Origin of the sequence: Pseudomonas sp. Y39-6 (assembly GCF_023651955.1) — a bacterium.
GTDB lineage: Bacteria > Pseudomonadota > Gammaproteobacteria > Pseudomonadales > Pseudomonadaceae > Aquipseudomonas > Aquipseudomonas veronii.
Genome location: NZ_CP069594.1, coordinates 3,779,602 through 3,794,168, shown reverse-complemented (window position 1 = coordinate 3,794,168; position 14,567 = coordinate 3,779,602). Strand labels below are relative to the sequence as shown.

Below are 14,567 nucleotides of genomic sequence, written 5' to 3'. Positions count from 1 at the left end.
GCAAAGCCAGCGCTGCCGACATTCCTCACAGAAGCTGCTTTCAAAGTTTTACGCCTGCAGAACGGAGCTGATGAGGGTTGGCGCTGGCTTGACCTGCCGGGTCATTGACCATCGCCAACACCGTTCTGAAGGAACGACTGTGCTCGTGACGCTTTGAAAACAGCTTCCAGCGGATTATTGGCGCCTTATAAGGCCGGATGATTCTACGGCAAAAAAAATCTAAACGTAAGTTGCCAAGCCAAGTTTGCTGGGTGATCAACCTTAGACAAAGGGCTAACATGGCGCCCTGTTTCGCTGATTTGCGTGTTGCCGCCCATGTCCAACCAAGCCATCAAGACCCCCTGCGTAGGCCTGTGCTCCACGGTTTACGGTGACCTCGTGTGTCGCGGCTGCAAGCGTTTCCACCACGAAGTAATCCAGTGGAACGGCTATAACGAAGAAGAAAAACGTGCGGTGTGGCTGCGGCTCGAGCAATTGTTGGTGCAGGTCATGGCCGGCAAGCTGGAGGTTTTCGACCCCAAGACCCTGCGCAGCCAGCTGGAGCAACGCAAGATCCGCTTTGTGCCGCACCAGTCCGAGTACTGCTGGGCCTACCAGTTGATCGCCCGCGGGGCACGGGTGATTTCCAACCTGGAGGCCTATGGCATGGTGCTGCTGCCGGAGTTCCGCGAGTGGAACCTGCCGCAGCTGCGCGATGCCATCGACCGTGAGTTTTTCATCCTGTCCGAGGCGCACTACCAGCGCTATATTGCGCCGGGGTTTCTCAAGGATGTGTTGGGCGCCTGACGATCAGGCTTTGTTGGCCAGCTTTTCCAGTTGATCCGTCAGTGCCTCGGGCTTGAGCACCAACACATCGCTTTCCAGCGCATCGAGCACCACTTCCGCCGTATTGCCGATCAGCGCGCCGGTCAGCCCGGTGCGTGCCACGGTGCCGATGATCGTCACTGCGGCTTTCAAGGTGTAGGCGGCATGGGGAATCAGCACATCCGCCGGGCCTTCTTCGATATGCAGGTGGGCGTCGTCGATATCGAACGTGGCCTGGAATGCCTTGCACTGCTCGCGATAACGCGCCTCGATGGTTTCCTTGAGCTGAAACACCGGGTCGCCGGCCGAGAGCATTGGCGATGGATGGGCGCTGATGACATGCAGTGACGCCTTGGCCAGGCTGGCGATGTCGAAGCCGTAGTCGATGATCATGTGGTGCAGTGCGCGATGCTCGGTGTCGGTATTGCCTACATCGATGGCGGCGAGAATGACGCCGTCGTTCCATGGCGTTGCTGTCTTGACCAGCAGCACCGGCGCCGGGCAGTAGCGCAACAGCTTCCAGTCGGCCGGGGTCAGCAGCGCCTTTTTCAGCGGGCTGTCGGGGTAGTGCTGCTTGATCACCAGGCCACAGCCTTCGGCCAGCTGCACCTCGATGATGGTTTCATACAGGCTGGTATTCCACGCCTGTTCGGTGGTGACGCTGTAGCCGTCTTCGGTCAGGCCGGACTTGAGCAGGCTCAACAGCGCCGAATGCTCATGTTTCTTGTCGCACACCAGCAGGTGCAGGCGCGCGCCGGTAGTCCCGGCGATCAGTTTGGCGCGTTTGAGGGCCAGGCTTTCCGAATGCTCGGGCTCAAGGACCACCAGGATGCTGCGGATGGCTTGCATGGTCGGGACTCTCCAGAAAGGGGGCGTTGAACAACTATAGTTGCTGCCCGCCAGACGTCATGTTGATGCACATCAAGGCCAGTGGCTGGTGGTCTGCGGCGCGGTCGGTATAATCGGCGACCTTTTGTGATCCTTTGCCCGTGAGCCCGATGAACCTGCCCGAAATCCACGAATTCCTCGGTTGCCCCACCCCTGACGCCTGGGTCCAGGCCGCGTTGGCCGATCAGGAAACCCTGCTGATCGACCACAAGAACTGCGAATTCAAGGCCGCCAGCACTGCCTTGAGCCTGATCGCTAAGTATCACAGCCATGTTGACTTGATCAATATGATGTCGCGCCTGGCCCGGGAAGAGCTGGTCCATCACGAACAGGTCATGCGCCTGATGAAGAAGCGCAAGGTCGCGCTGCGTCAGTTGCACGCCGGGCGTTATGCCTCGGGCTTGCGCAAGGTGGTGCGCAGCCACGAGCCGGTCAAACTGGTGGACACCCTGGTGGTCGGCGCCTTTATCGAGGCGCGCAGTTGCGAGCGTTTCGAGGCGCTGGTGCCACATTTGGACGAAGAACTCGGCAAGTTCTACTTCGGCCTGCTCAAAAGCGAGGCGCGGCACTACCAGGGTTACTTGAAACTGGCTTATCAGTATGGCGAGGCCAAGGATATTGCCCAGGTGATCGAACGGGTGAGGGCGGCCGAGCAGGAACTGATCGAGTCCCCTGACGTCGAGTTCCGCTTTCACAGTGGCGTGCCAGCCTGAGGCGACGGCTGCGCATACAACGCCCGGCGACGGCGTTAAAAATTGCAGGCTATTTGTTAAAAACTCTTAAAAGCATGAAGCTTCATCGCGTGTAGCCGGTCAAGCGCTGCCGGCGGGCAACTTGCCACCTATAATGCGCGCACTTCAATCCGCGTTGTGCACTGAGAACTTATGGAAAACCTGGGGCTGGGCAAGGTATTGCTCGTTGAGGACGATGAGAAGCTGGCAGGGCTGATCGCGCACTTTCTGGCACAGCACGGTTTTGAGGTACGGGCGGTGCATCGCGGCGATGCGGCCTTGGCGGCCTTTCTTGACTTCAAGCCCAAGATTGTCGTGCTCGACCTGATGCTGCCGGGCCAGAGCGGCTTGCATGTGTGTCGCGCGATTCGCGCGGTGTCCGACACGCCGATCGTGATCCTCACCGCCAAGGAAGACGACCTGGACCACATTCTCGGCCTGGAGTCCGGTGCCGACGACTATGTGATCAAACCGATTAAACCGCCGGTGCTGCTGGCCCGCCTGCGAGCGTTGCAACGGCGCCAGGCGCCAGAGCCGACGGTGCGCGGCGCCATCGAGTTCGGGCGCCTGGTCATTGATCGCAGTTGCCGGGTGGTCAGCCTGGGCGGCGAGAAGATCGACCTCACCACCATGGAGTTCGAACTGTTGTGGTTGCTGGCCAGCAGCGCCGGCAAGATCCTCTCGCGCGATGACATCCTCAACCGCATGCGCGGCATCGCCTTTGATGGCCTGAACCGCAGCGTCGACGTGTACATCAGCAAACTGCGCGGCAAGCTCAACGATAACCCCCGTGAACCGGTGTGCATCAAGACCATCTGGGGCAAGGGCTATCTGTTCAATCCGTTTGCGTGGGAGGTCTAGATGCTGCGCCTGTTTCTACGCTTGTATGTGATTCTGGCCCTGGGCCTGGCGGGAGCGATCTGGCTGGTCAACTACACGTTCGACGAGTTGCTGCCCGACGCTAACGAAACGTATAGCCGCGAGATCCTGCGCGGCCCCGCCTATGGTCTGGTCGAACAACTGCGGCCGCTGCTCGGCGAAGCGCGGCAAGCCCGCTTGGCTGAGTTGCAACGCCATTATGGGCTGCACCTGAAGCTGATTGAAAAGGACGCTCTGGCGCTGACCGAGCGTGAACAAAAACTCCTGACCGACGGCTCGCTGTTGGTGCGTGGTGACTTTAGCGAGTTCATCACTCCTATCGACGGTGGCGCGCAGTTGCTGGAAATCAAACTGCCGCAAGAACCCAAGATATACCTCTGGGCCTATGTTCTTCTCGGGCTGTGCCTGGCTATCGTGCTGTATTTTTGGGTACGCCCGCATTGGCGCGACCTGGAACATATCCGCCTGGCCGCCCAGCGTTTCGGCGATAACGACCTCGGCTCGCGCATTCTGTTGCCGCGTCGCTCCACCGTGCGCGAACTGGCCGGGCACTTCAACCAGATGGCCGAACGCATCGAGAGCCTGATCGCCAACCAGCGTGAGTTGACCAACGCGGTCTCCCACGAACTGCGCACGCCCATCGCACGCTTGTCGTTCGAACTCGACCAGCTCAAACAACAGGCCGATCCCCGGCAGTGCCTTGCACTGATCACCGACATGTACGCCGATCTTGGCGAGTTGGAGGAAATGGTCTCTGAGTTGTTGACCTACGCCAGCCTGGAGCGCGGCGCCACCCAGGTCACGCAGGAAAATATCGAGGCCCACAGCTGGCTCGACAGTGTGATCGGCAGCGTGGCCCTGGAGGCCGAGGCGGAAGGCGTGCAGTTGTCCTTGCGTACCTGTGAAGTCGACTTTATCCAGATCGAACCGCGCTTCATGGCACGTGCGGTGATCAACCTGCTGCGCAACGCCATTCGTTACGCCGAGCGCCGCGTGGAAGTGTCGCTGGTCAAGTTCGGCAGTGGTTATGAAGTGCGGGTGTGCGATGACGGCCCCGGCATCCCCGAGGAAGGCCGGGCGAAGATCTTCCAGCCGTTCATCCGCCTCGACGCCAGTCGCGACCGCCGCACCGGCGGCTTCGGCCTCGGCCTGGCGCTGGTGCAGCGGGTTTGCCAATGGCATGGCGGGCAGGTCCAGGTATTCGATTCGGAGTGGGGCGGGGCGTCGTTTCGGATGAGTTGGGCGTATACCGAATAAGGCTTTTTGGGGGTAATGGTTAAAAAACCGGAGACCGCTGTGCAGTCAACCGCAGCAAGCGCCCTCGCCACGGTTGGCTCCTTCCGTCGTTTCAATCGGGTTGTCGGATCAGAAGCTGTACTTCAGCGAACCCATCACCGATGTCTGCAACCGCCGCTCCACGATCGGGCTGTTGCCCGCTTCATTCGCCAGGTACTGCACATCCAGCAAGGTCGAGAACTGGGTGTGCTCACTGATCGGCACGCTCCATGTCAGGCTCATGCCGTTGCTGATATTGCCCCCCTCCGCGTTGTAGGCCTTGAAGCGGCTCTGTGCCGCCTGGCCGGTGGTCACGCCGTACCAGGTCTGCAGGTAGTCACGGTCTCCGAAGTGGCTGCTGAGGCTGGCGTCGATCACGCCATAGCGCCCGTCATACAGGTTGGTGCCAACGCTTAGTTCCAGATGGGTAAATGCCTTGCCGCTGTCTTTGTGATCATCTTCCTTGAGTGCATGTTCCAAGGTGGCGCCGACAATCACGCCGCCCAAGTTATAGCTCGCACTCACGCCCAATTGCGTGCGTGATTTGATTTCGCCCATGCCCTTGAGCCGTTTCGAGCCGGCGCGCAGGCGTTCGTTTTTGTCCATGCGTGAGGCGCTCGCGCCGACGTATGCGCTGAAGCTCAGGGCATCGTCTTTATAACGCCAGCCCAGGCCCTTGTCGGAGTCGAGGAAAATCCCCCAGGGGCTGACGATGGCGCCGCCGAGCAGCGGTTCGGTCCTGCGTTCATCGCTGCCGCTATACCGGGGCATGCTGGCTACGCCGGCTTTCAAGCTGTATGCCCAGTCCTGTGCCAGCACCGTGTCGGCGCCTGCCAACAGGCACACTGAGGTGATGGACAGGCAAAGGTGTTTCGAGCGCATAAGGAGGTTCATCCGTGGTTATAAAATCAAGGGTTTACGGGGCGCGTGCGTGCGTTTGAAGGCGTAGCCCGAGGCACTGAGGCCGTTGACCTGGCGGCTGACGGTGTCGCCCAGGCCATAGCCGTTGCCGGCAAGCACGGCATGGGCGTTGTCCACGGGCAGCAGGATGTAATCGGTCAGCGGCTTGTCGTGCAGTTGGCCGCGAATCACCAGGAAGCCTTCTTCCAGGCGCACGCTGATGCCGCTGAGTGGCGCGTCGGGTTCGTGGGTGCTGAGCACTTGATAGGTGCCGACGGTGTCGGCCCAGGCCAGTGGCAGGGACGGTGGGTCGATGCGTTCGCCCACGGCCACCCGCTGGCCGTGACTGCGCGCGGTGAGTATCTGCCGGCCTTGCACCGTCACCACGTCCAGTTGCACGCGGCCCAGCCCGCCGAGATCCTTGAGCCAGAACCCCAGGACTTTTTGCTGCGCGCGCAACCAGCCGTCTTCATCGCGCAGCAGTTCGAAGGTGTATCCGGCCAACTCGCCGGACAATCGCGTAGGGGTATCCCTGATCCTGAATACGCCCCAGGCCGTGGCGTAGAACCCGGCCAGGCGCTTACGGTCGATGGCGGCGGGCACCTGGCGCAACTTGCCCCCGTGCTTGGGCGCCTGGCAGTCGTCGGCGCATACCGGCGCGCCGGTTTGCGCCTGGAGCATCAGGCGCAGGGTGTCGGTGCTCAGCGCGACCACCATGTCTTCGGCGTTGCTGTCGTTGGCCATGATGATCACTGCCAACTGCTGGTCCGGCAGCACTGTCACCTGCGCGGCAAAATCGTCGCCCCCGCCGCTGTGCTGGAACGTGCGTATGCCGGGGCTGACCGGCTTGTCGCCACAGGGCGAGAGAAACCAGCCCAGGCCCATCTGGCAGTCGAAGTCCAGCACGTTGCCGATATTTTGTTGGGTAAACATCTGCTCGATGGAGGCGCGGTCCATTACGCGGGTGTCGTTGTAGAGGCCTTGGGCGAACAGCATCTGTACGTAGCGGCTGAGGTCCTTGGGGCTGGTCCACAAGCCGCTGGCGGCGAGGTCGCGCACCTGGGCATCGGTGCTGGCGCTGCCGTCCTGATAGCCGAGCGCGCGGTGGGCCACGTGTGCGCCGACGCCGACAAAACTCGATTGGTTCATCTTCAACGGTTTGAACAGGCTGTTTTGCAACTGGGTCTCGAATGCCTTGCCGCTACTGCGTTCGATAGCCGCGCCCACCAGCGCATAGCCGAGATTCGAGTAGGCCACCTGCGAACCCGGCGGGGTGCTCAGCCACACGCCCGACATACGCATTGGCATCTGGCCCATGGCGAAGGTGTTGCGCAGGCCGCGCAGGTGTTCGCTGGGCAAGCCCGACTGATGACTGAGCAAGCGGCGCAGGGTGATGGCGCGGTCGGCGTCGGCCTGCTCGTCATGGAAGCGCGAGCGCACATAGAACTCGCGCAAGGTTTGCTGGATCGGTGCGTCAAGCGCCAGTTGCTGTTGTTCCACCAGCTGCAGCGCGGCGGCGGCGGTGAGGAGCTTGGAGATCGCGCCGGCGCGAAACGCCGTATTCGGCGTCACCGGTACGCCCCGGGCCTTGTCGGCCACGCCGAAACCACTGGCCCAGATCAGCTCCTGGCCATTGACCAGGGCGATGGACAACCCGGGCACCTGCTCCCGGGCCATCTCCCACGGAATGCGGGTTTGTAGATAGCGAATGATCGCGTTGTAGTCGCCCTTGGGGATCGGCGGCGGGGCAGGCGGTTGGCCATGGCAACCGATACTGCCGAGCAGGCAGCCCAGCAGCGGAATACCGCGCAATGTGCGAAACATGAAGAGCACCCAGATGGCTGTTTGGATGCTCGAATGCTAGGGAAGGGCTGTCCGACAATCTTTGCAAGCTTTGTCGGAAAACTGTCAAAGACTGTTAACGCACCAACCCCAACCGCTCATGCCACTGCGCGATCGATTCCTGCGGGTATTCATCGAACTGCAGGTCGCCCTTGCGCACGCTGACTTCGACCCAGGGCGCCTTGGAACCGAGCATCAGGTGCGTGTGCTGCGGCGGCACCGGCAACGGTGTGTCGATGGCCGAGGCAAACGGATGGATCAACTCCGGCCATTGCGGGCTGAACAGCCATAGCGCGCTGCCGCATTGTGAACAGAAATGCCGCTCGGCGCTGCTGGCATGGGCGCGGCTGGCGCCTTCGGGCTTGAGCCTGGCGTGGTAGATCGAGATCAGCTTGTGCCCGCGCACTTTCAGGCTGTTGCTGTCGCCCGCGAGGTTGATCGCGTAACCGCCGCCACCCTGGGTCTTGCGGCAAATCGAGCAATAGCAGCGCTGGTAAGGGTAGGGGTGGGCACTGGTCAGGCTGAACGTCACAGCGCCGCAATGGCAGGAACCTTCGAGTTGCATGGGCAGTCTCCTCTGGCAAGGTGACTCTGGAGTCTAGGCGCTTTGTGGCATCAAGGTCGCGATCAGGGCACGAATGGTCCCCGGCAGCGCTTCCAGCTCGCGCACCAGGATACTGCGCTCGCGAATCGCCCATGGCTCATTCAGTTTCACCGCCACCAACTGCATGGTCCGGCTGTGCCGCACGGCGGCGGATTCCGGGATGATGCCAATGCCCACGCCCGCCTCGACCATCCGGCAGATCGCCTCGAAACTCGACATTTGGATGCGCAGCGACAACTGCTTGCCGACCCGCTCGACGTGCTCGCGCAGGAAACTCAGCAAGGTGCTGCCTTCGTGCAGGCCGATGTGCTGGTAGGCGAGGGTCTGTTCCAGCGTCACCGAGGGTTGGTCCGCCAAGGGGTGGCCCACGGGCACCATCAATACCAGTTTATCGGTGCTGAAGTGCAGCACCTGCAGGCCCGCGGCCTCCACAGGGCCGGCGATGATGCCCATGTCGCTGGTGCCATCGAGCACGCCGCGCACGATATCGCGGGACAGGCGCTCCTGCAGGTCGACAGTGACACCGGGCCGCTGGGAGAGGAAACCGGCCAACACTTCGGGAAGAAACTCAGTGACCGCCGTGGTGTTGGCGAAGATGCGGATATGTCCGGCAGAGTCGACGCCGTATTGGGTGAACTCACTTTTCAGGTAGTCCACCTGGCGCATGATCAGCCGCGCATGGTGCAGCAGCCGCTCGCCTGCCGGGGTGATCTCCACGCCGCGGCTGTCGCGGTACAACAGACGTGTTTCCAACTGGCCTTCCAGGGCCTTGATGCGCGCACTCGCAGCCGCCGGCGAGAGGAAGGCGCGCTTGGCACCCTGGGTCAGGCTGGGCGATTCGGCGATATGGATAAACAGGCGCAGGTCGGCGAGATCGAAGTGCATGGCGGCTCCGGGGTGGACAGGGCTGTTCGGTGCAACGGCGGTGCGGGGCTTGCCTGCGCTGACAGTGTGCCGGCGATGAAAATGCCAACCAACCGAAGCAAGCCCGTTGCCCATCAATGCGTGGCGTTCAGCATAGCCGAACGCTGGCTTATTGAAATGCAAATTCTCAGAACGGTCGGGCGCTTGCATGATCCGGGGCACACATTCACAGCCCGAGGACCTGCACCCGATGAGCGCCACTGATTGGATCGGCCGAAACGAAACGGCCCACGACCACCTGAGCCACAACCTGCTCACACGCATCGCCGCGACATTCGGCGAGCCCGTGCCCGAACACGGCGCGGCGGTGCCGCTGTTGTGGCAATGGTGTTTCTTCCAGGACCCGCTGCCGGAATCGGCCCTGGGCACCGACGGCCACCCGGCCCGGGGCGGCTTCCTGCCGCCGGCGGATAACCGCAATCGCATGTGGGCCGGTGGGCGTCTCGAGTTCTTGCATCCGCTGCGCGCCGGCGAGGCGGCCAGCCGTGTGTCGACCATCACCCAGGTCGAAGAAAAGACCGGCCGCACCGGTGCGTTGCTGTTTGTCACCGTGCGCCATGACTACACCCAGGACGGCCGCCTGGCGATCCGCGAAGAACAAGACATCGTCTACCGCGAACCGACCCCACCCAAGCCGGGCAACGGCGCGGCGCTGGCGGCGGGTGAGTGGTGCGAAGCGATCGAGCCGACGCCGACCCTGCTGTTCCGCTACAGCGCCGTGACTTTCAACGGCCACCGCATTCACTACGACTATCCCTACGTCACCGGCACGGAAGGCTATTCGGGCCTGGTGGTGCATGGGCCGTTGATTGCCACGTTGAGCCTGCGCGCCTTTTGTCGGGCCCATCCCCGCGCCACGGTGCGCCGTTTCGACTATCGCGGCGTGCGCCCGCTGATCGCTGCGCAACCGTTTGAAGTCGCCGGGCGTATCAGCCAAGCCGGCGTGGCAGAACTGTGGGCCGGTAATCACGATGGCTTGGCCCAGCAGGCCCGTGTGCATTTCGAATAACACCAGAACAACAGGCGGAGAGCCGTTAATGAACCCGAATGACAATGAAGCACTCAATGCCATCCGCGCGGGCGTGCGCGCCTTGTGCGCCGAATTCGATGCGGCGTACTGGCGTCGGATCGACGAAGAAAAAGCGTTCCCCGATGCCTTCGTCAAGGCCTTGACCGCCGCCGGCTGGCTGTCGGCGATGATCCCGGAAGAGTACGGCGGCTCCGGCCTCGGCCTGGCTGAAGCGTCGGTGATCCTTGAAGAGGTCAACCGTTGCGGCGGTAACTCCGGCACCGTCCACGGCCAGATGTACAACATGTTCACCCTGCTGCGCCACGGCAGCGCCGCGCAAAAACGCTTCTACCTGCCCAAGCTGGCCAGCGGCGAATTGCGACTGCAATCGATGGGCGTCACCGAGCCCAGCACCGGCACCGACACCACCAGGATCAAGACCACCGCGATCAAGCGCGGCGACAAGTACGTAATCAACGGCCAGAAAGTCTGGATCTCGCGGGTGCAGCATTCCGACCTGATGATCCTGCTGGCGCGCACCACGCCGCTGGCCGATGTGAAGAAAAAGTCCGAAGGCATGTCGATCTTCCTCGTGGACCTGCGTGAGGCGATCGGCAACGGCCTGACCGTGCAACCCATCGCCAACATGGTCAACCACGAAACCAACGAGCTGTTCTTCGACAACCTCGAACTGCCTCTGGACAGCCTGATCGGCGAAGAGGGCAAGGGCTTCAAGTACATCCTCGACGGCCTGAATGCCGAGCGCACCCTGATCGCCGCCGAGTGCATCGGCGATGGCCGCTGGTTTATCGAAAAGGCCAGCGCCTATGCCCGCGACCGCGTGGTGTTCTGCCGGCCCATCGGGCAGAACCAGGGCGTGCAGTTCCCGATTGCCGAAGCGCATATAGAAATCGAAGCGGCCGACCTGATGCGCTGGCGTGCCTGCGAGGAATACGACCGTGGCGCGCCTGCCGGGGCCAGCGCGAACATGGCCAAGTACCTGGCGGCCAAGGCGTCCTGGGAGGCGGCCAATGCGTGCCTGCAAACCCACGGCGGCTTTGGTTTTGCCTGCGAGTACGACGTGGAACGCAAATTCCGCGAGACCCGCCTGTACCAGGTGGCGCCGATCTCCACCAACCTGATCCTGTCCTACGTGGCCGAGCACTTGCTCGAGCTGCCACGCAGTTTCTGAGGGCCTGAACATGAGCCATACCCAAGCCCTGTGTCGGTTCCTCGCCGAATTGACCTATGCGCAGTTACCCGAACCGGTGCTGGCGCGCACCGAAGACCTTTTTCTCGATTGGCTGGCGTCGGCGCTGGCCAGCCAGGGCGCGCACCCGATCCCGCTGTTTGAGCGCTACGCGCAGAAAATGGGGCCGAGCAGCGGCCCGGCGCAGGTGATCGTCAATGGCCGCAGCAGCAGCGCGTATTTCGCCGCGTTGGTCAACGGCGCCTCGTCGCACCTGGTGGAGCAGGATGACCTGCACAACAGCTCGGTGCTGCACCCGGCGACGGTGGTCTTTCCCGCGGCCCTGGCGGCGGCCCAGGACCTCGGCAAATCCGGCCGTGAACTGCTGCTGGCCGCGGTGGCCGGTTATGAAGCCGGGATTCGCATCGGCGAATTCATGGGCCGCTCCCACTACCGCATCTTCCACACCACCGCGACCGTCGGCACCTTGGCGGCGGCGGTGGCCGTGGGCAAATTGCTGGGGTTCGATCAGGAGCAATTCATCAACCTGCTCGGCAGCGCCGGCACCCAGGCTGCCGGGCTGTGGGAGTTTTTGCGCGATGCCGCCGACTCCAAGCAATTGCACACGGCCAAGGCGGCGGCGGATGGCTTGCTCGCCGCGTACCTGACGGCGGACGGGCTGACGGGCGCGCGCAATATCCTCGAAGGCGACCAGGGCCTGGCGGCCGGGATGTCCCGCGATGCCGAACCGCACAAGCTGTCCGCCGACCTCGGCCGGCGCTGGGCGCTGCTGGAAACCTCGTTCAAGTTCCATGCCTCGTGTCGCCACACCCATCCTGCCGCCGATGCGCTGCTGCAGTTGATGCAGCGTGAAGGCCTCGATGCCGCCGCGATCGCCAAGGTGCAGACCCGCGTGCATCAGGGCGCCATCGATGTGCTGGGGCGCGTCACTACGCCGGCCACCGTCCACCAGGCCAAGTTCTCCATGGGCACCGTGCTGGGCCTGATCGCCGTGCATGGCAAGGCCGGGCTGGTTGAGTTCAACACGTTGGCACTGAGCGATCCCGCCGTCTCGGCCTTTCGCGACAAGGTCAGCATGACCCTCGATCGCGAAGTCGACGACGCCTATCCGCAGCGTTGGCTGGGCCGCGTCACCGTCACCACCGAGGATGGCCGCACGCTGCACGGCGCTATCGACGAGCCCAAGGGCGACCCCGGCAACAGCCTGAGCCGCGCCGAGCTGGCGGATAAATTCCAGCGCCTCAGCCAGTTCAGCGGCGCACGCACCCCGGCCGAGGCCGACGCGTTGATCGCCAAGGTCTGGCAGTTGCGCAACACCCCGTGCATGGCCCACTGGCTTTGAGGAATCGTCATGACTGCTAATCAACGACCGCTGGACGGTATCACCGTTGTCAGCCTGGAACATGCGATTGCCGCACCCTTTTGCACACGCCAATTGGCCGATCTCGGCGCGCGTGTGATCAAGATCGAACGCCCCGGCAGCGGTGACTTCGCCCGTGGCTATGACGAACGCGTGCGCGGCCTGGCGTCGCATTTCGTGTGGACCAACCGCTCCAAGGAAAGCCTGACCCTGGACCTCAAGCAAGACGCGGCGGGCGCCATTCTCGACAGCTTGCTCGCCGACGCCGATGTACTGGTGCAGAACCTCGCACCCGGTGCGGCGGCGCGCATGGGCCTGTCGTTCGAGACACTGCATGCGCGCTTCCCGCGCTTGATCGTCTGCGATATTTCCGGCTATGGCGAAGGCGGGCCCTACGCGCAAAAGAAGGCTTATGACCTGTTGATCCAGAGCGAGGGCGGCTTTCTGTCGGTGACCGGCGGGCCCGCTGACGACCAGATGGCCAAGGCCGGTTGCTCCATCGCCGACATCGCCGCCGGCATGTACGCCTACAGCGGCATCCTCTCGGCGCTGTTGTTGCGCGGCAAGACCGGCGAGGGCAGCCGTATCGACGTGAGCATGCTGGAAAGCCTGGTGGAGTGGATGGGCTACCCGATGTACTACGCCTTCGACGGAGCACCGCCACCGCCGCGTGCCGGGGCGGCGCATTCGACGATTTATCCCTACGGACCGTTTCCCACCGGCGACGGCGGTACGGTGATGCTCGGCTTGCAGAACGAGCGCGAATGGGCGGCGTTCTGCGACAAGGTGCTGCTCACCCCGGCGCTGGCCACGGACGAGCGCTTCTGCGCCAACTTCAAGCGCTCGGCCAACCGCGAGGCGCTGCGCCGGATCATCGTCGACAGCTTCGCCCGACTCGACGCCGAGGCCGTCATCCAGCGCCTGGAACATGCGCAGATCGCCAGTGCCCGCGTCAACGATATGCACGGCGTGTGGGACCACCCGCAACTCAAGGCACGTGACAGCTGGCGCGAAGTCGCGAGCCCGGCCGGTCCGCTGCCAGCGCTGTTGCCGCCAGCGCGCAATACGGCATTCAGCCCGCGCATGGATGCGGTGCCCGCGTTAGGCGAGCACAGCCAGGGCATTCTCGATCAGCTCGGTTATTCGGGCGAAACCATCGACGACCTGCGCGCGCGCGGCGTTATCTGACAAGGAGTGTGGTGATGCCAACGCCTGTAGTTCGTTCAGCCCTGTTCGTTCCCGGCAGCCGCCCGGAGCGGTTTTCCAAAGCGCTGGCCAGCGGTGCCGACGCGGTGATTGTGGATTTTGAAGACGCGGTAGAAGAGCCGCTCAAGCGGCAGGCGCGGGAGAACCTTGGCGCGTTTTTGCGCGCCCACTCCGACGCCCGGGTGTGGGTGCGGATCAACGCGCCGGAGCACGCCGAACACGCTGACGATGTGGCGTTCTGCAACGCCCATGCAAACGTGGCGGGCGTGCTGCTGCCGAAAGTCGAAAGTGCCGCCCAGGTCGCGGTGGTGGCCGCCGCCGGCAAACGGATCTGGCCGATTATCGAAAGCGCCAAGGGCCTGCTGGCGGTGGCCGCGATTGCCCATGCGCGGCAGGTGGAGCGCCTGTCGTTCGGCGGCCTGGACCTGGCGCTCGACTTGAATCTGAGCAGCCCTTCGCCAGCGGCTGACTTTGCCCTGGACCAGGCGCGCCTGGCGCTGATCGTGCATTCTCGCGCCGCCGGCCTGGTGGCCCCGCTGGACGGCGTCCACCCGGCCATCGACGACCCTGAAGGCCTGCGTCGCTCGATCCGGCATGCCTATGAAATGGGTTTTGCCGGCGCGCTGTGCATCCATCCCCGGCAGGTGGCGGTGATCCATGCGGCCTTGGCACCGAGCGCCGCAGACCTGGCCTGGGCCAAGCGCGTGGTGGCGGGCGGAGCCCACGGGGCAGGCGCGTATCAGATCGATGGGCAGATGGTGGATGCCCCGGTTCTGTTGCGCGCACAACGGCTGCTCGCCGCCCAGCGCTGACCGCAGCCGAAGCCAGAGGCGAGAGAGGATCTGCATTTTCGTTCGGGTTGGCGTTCATCTAGGCCGAACGCAGGTATCAAAAATTCGAAATTCACTACACGCGCCATATCAGGCACCTTGCCC

The 14,567-nt window shown here is 63.2% G+C and carries 14 protein-coding genes; 9 read left to right on the top strand and 5 right to left on the bottom strand.

The window, feature by feature from the left end:
* The first annotated feature begins 315 nt into the window (after positions 1-315).
* Positions 316-786, top strand: coding sequence for a DUF1289 domain-containing protein (locus JN756_RS17140; protein ID WP_017846467.1), 471 nt, complete (start codon positions 316-318; stop codon positions 784-786).
* Positions 787-789: 3 nt separating this feature from the next.
* On the opposite strand, the gene JN756_RS17135 is transcribed toward JN756_RS17140, so the two are convergent.
* Complete coding sequence (locus JN756_RS17135; RefSeq protein WP_177030518.1) at positions 790-1,653, bottom strand: universal stress protein; 864 nt, start codon at positions 1,651-1,653, stop codon at positions 790-792.
* Positions 1,654-1,802: 149 nt separating this feature from the next.
* On the opposite strand from JN756_RS17135, the gene JN756_RS17130 reads away from it, so the two are divergent.
* The 3 genes from JN756_RS17130 to JN756_RS17120 all read left to right on the top strand — a co-directional run bounded on the left by JN756_RS17130 (position 1,803) and on the right by JN756_RS17120 (position 4,559).
* Entirely contained in the window at positions 1,803-2,405 is a 603-nt protein-coding gene (locus JN756_RS17130) for a MiaE family protein (RefSeq protein ID WP_017846465.1), read from the top strand.
* Between the two features lie 171 nt (positions 2,406-2,576).
* A complete protein-coding gene (locus JN756_RS17125; RefSeq protein ID WP_017846464.1) occupies positions 2,577-3,284 on the top strand; it encodes a winged helix-turn-helix domain-containing protein in 708 nt (235 codons plus the stop codon).
* Positions 3,285-4,559, top strand: coding sequence for an ATP-binding protein (locus tag JN756_RS17120; RefSeq protein WP_079444012.1), 1,275 nt, complete (start codon positions 3,285-3,287; stop codon positions 4,557-4,559). It abuts the gene before it with no gap.
* Between the two features lie 108 nt (positions 4,560-4,667).
* Here the strand turns inward: JN756_RS17120 and JN756_RS17115 are convergent, their stop codons facing one another.
* From JN756_RS17115 to JN756_RS17100, 4 genes are all read right to left on the bottom strand, one after another.
* Positions 4,668-5,459: a MipA/OmpV family protein gene (locus tag JN756_RS17115; protein ID WP_046383644.1), complete on the bottom strand. Its 792-nt coding sequence runs from the start codon at positions 5,457-5,459 to the stop codon at positions 4,668-4,670.
* A gap of 18 nt (positions 5,460-5,477) precedes the next feature.
* Entirely contained in the window at positions 5,478-7,301 is a 1,824-nt protein-coding gene (locus tag JN756_RS17110) for a serine hydrolase domain-containing protein (protein ID WP_201021110.1), read from the bottom strand.
* A gap of 94 nt (positions 7,302-7,395) precedes the next feature.
* Entirely contained in the window at positions 7,396-7,884 is a 489-nt protein-coding gene (locus tag JN756_RS17105) for a GFA family protein (protein WP_201021109.1), read from the bottom strand.
* Positions 7,885-7,917: 33 nt separating this feature from the next.
* Positions 7,918-8,808: a LysR family transcriptional regulator gene (locus JN756_RS17100; protein ID WP_017846460.1), complete on the bottom strand. Its 891-nt coding sequence runs from the start codon at positions 8,806-8,808 to the stop codon at positions 7,918-7,920.
* A 229-nt stretch (positions 8,809-9,037) separates the two neighbouring features.
* On the opposite strand from JN756_RS17100, the gene JN756_RS17095 reads away from it, so the two are divergent.
* The 5 genes from JN756_RS17095 to JN756_RS17075 are packed head-to-tail and all read left to right on the top strand — an operon-like array spanning position 9,038 to position 14,444.
* Positions 9,038-9,856, top strand: a complete 819-nt coding sequence (locus JN756_RS17095; RefSeq protein ID WP_201021108.1) for an HTD2 family dehydratase — start codon at positions 9,038-9,040, stop codon at positions 9,854-9,856.
* Positions 9,857-9,884: 28 nt separating this feature from the next.
* Positions 9,885-11,048, top strand: a complete 1,164-nt coding sequence (locus JN756_RS17090) for an acyl-CoA dehydrogenase family protein (protein ID WP_201021107.1) — start codon at positions 9,885-9,887, stop codon at positions 11,046-11,048.
* Between the two features lie 10 nt (positions 11,049-11,058).
* Positions 11,059-12,408, top strand: coding sequence for an MmgE/PrpD family protein (locus JN756_RS17085; RefSeq protein ID WP_201021106.1), 1,350 nt, complete (start codon positions 11,059-11,061; stop codon positions 12,406-12,408).
* Between the two features lie 9 nt (positions 12,409-12,417).
* On the top strand, positions 12,418-13,614 hold the full coding sequence (locus JN756_RS17080) for a CaiB/BaiF CoA transferase family protein (protein WP_079444005.1): 1,197 nt from the start codon (positions 12,418-12,420) through the stop codon (positions 13,612-13,614).
* Between the two features lie 14 nt (positions 13,615-13,628).
* Positions 13,629-14,444 carry an HpcH/HpaI aldolase/citrate lyase family protein gene (locus JN756_RS17075; protein WP_108524241.1) on the top strand — a complete coding sequence of 272 codons (816 nt, stop codon included), beginning with the start codon at positions 13,629-13,631 and terminating at the stop codon, positions 14,442-14,444.
* The last annotated feature ends 123 nt before the right edge of the window (positions 14,445-14,567 follow it).

Excerpts from the sequence above, each read along its gene's own strand:
- JN756_RS17130 (WP_017846465.1), top strand. The coding sequence starts at position 1,803 with ATGAACCTGCCCGAAATCCACGAATTCCTCGGTTGCCCCACCCCTGAC.
- JN756_RS17095 (WP_201021108.1), top strand. The coding sequence starts at position 9,038 with ATGAGCGCCACTGATTGGATCGGCCGAAACGAAACGGCCCACGACCAC.
- JN756_RS17100 (WP_017846460.1), bottom strand. The coding sequence starts at position 8,808 with ATGCACTTCGATCTCGCCGACCTGCGCCTGTTTATCCATATCGCCGAA.
- JN756_RS17110 (WP_201021110.1), bottom strand. The coding sequence starts at position 7,301 with ATGTTTCGCACATTGCGCGGTATTCCGCTGCTGGGCTGCCTGCTCGGC.
- JN756_RS17075 (WP_108524241.1), top strand. The coding sequence starts at position 13,629 with ATGCCAACGCCTGTAGTTCGTTCAGCCCTGTTCGTTCCCGGCAGCCGC.
- JN756_RS17120 (WP_079444012.1), top strand. The coding sequence starts at position 3,285 with ATGCTGCGCCTGTTTCTACGCTTGTATGTGATTCTGGCCCTGGGCCTG.
- JN756_RS17090 (WP_201021107.1), top strand. The coding sequence starts at position 9,885 with ATGAACCCGAATGACAATGAAGCACTCAATGCCATCCGCGCGGGCGTG.
- JN756_RS17085 (WP_201021106.1), top strand. The coding sequence starts at position 11,059 with ATGAGCCATACCCAAGCCCTGTGTCGGTTCCTCGCCGAATTGACCTAT.
- JN756_RS17125 (WP_017846464.1), top strand. The coding sequence starts at position 2,577 with ATGGAAAACCTGGGGCTGGGCAAGGTATTGCTCGTTGAGGACGATGAG.
- JN756_RS17105 (WP_201021109.1), bottom strand. The coding sequence starts at position 7,884 with ATGCAACTCGAAGGTTCCTGCCATTGCGGCGCTGTGACGTTCAGCCTG.
- JN756_RS17115 (WP_046383644.1), bottom strand. The coding sequence starts at position 5,459 with ATGCGCTCGAAACACCTTTGCCTGTCCATCACCTCAGTGTGCCTGTTG.
- JN756_RS17135 (WP_177030518.1), bottom strand. The coding sequence starts at position 1,653 with ATGCAAGCCATCCGCAGCATCCTGGTGGTCCTTGAGCCCGAGCATTCG.
- JN756_RS17080 (WP_079444005.1), top strand. The coding sequence starts at position 12,418 with ATGACTGCTAATCAACGACCGCTGGACGGTATCACCGTTGTCAGCCTG.
- JN756_RS17140 (WP_017846467.1), top strand. The coding sequence starts at position 316 with ATGTCCAACCAAGCCATCAAGACCCCCTGCGTAGGCCTGTGCTCCACG.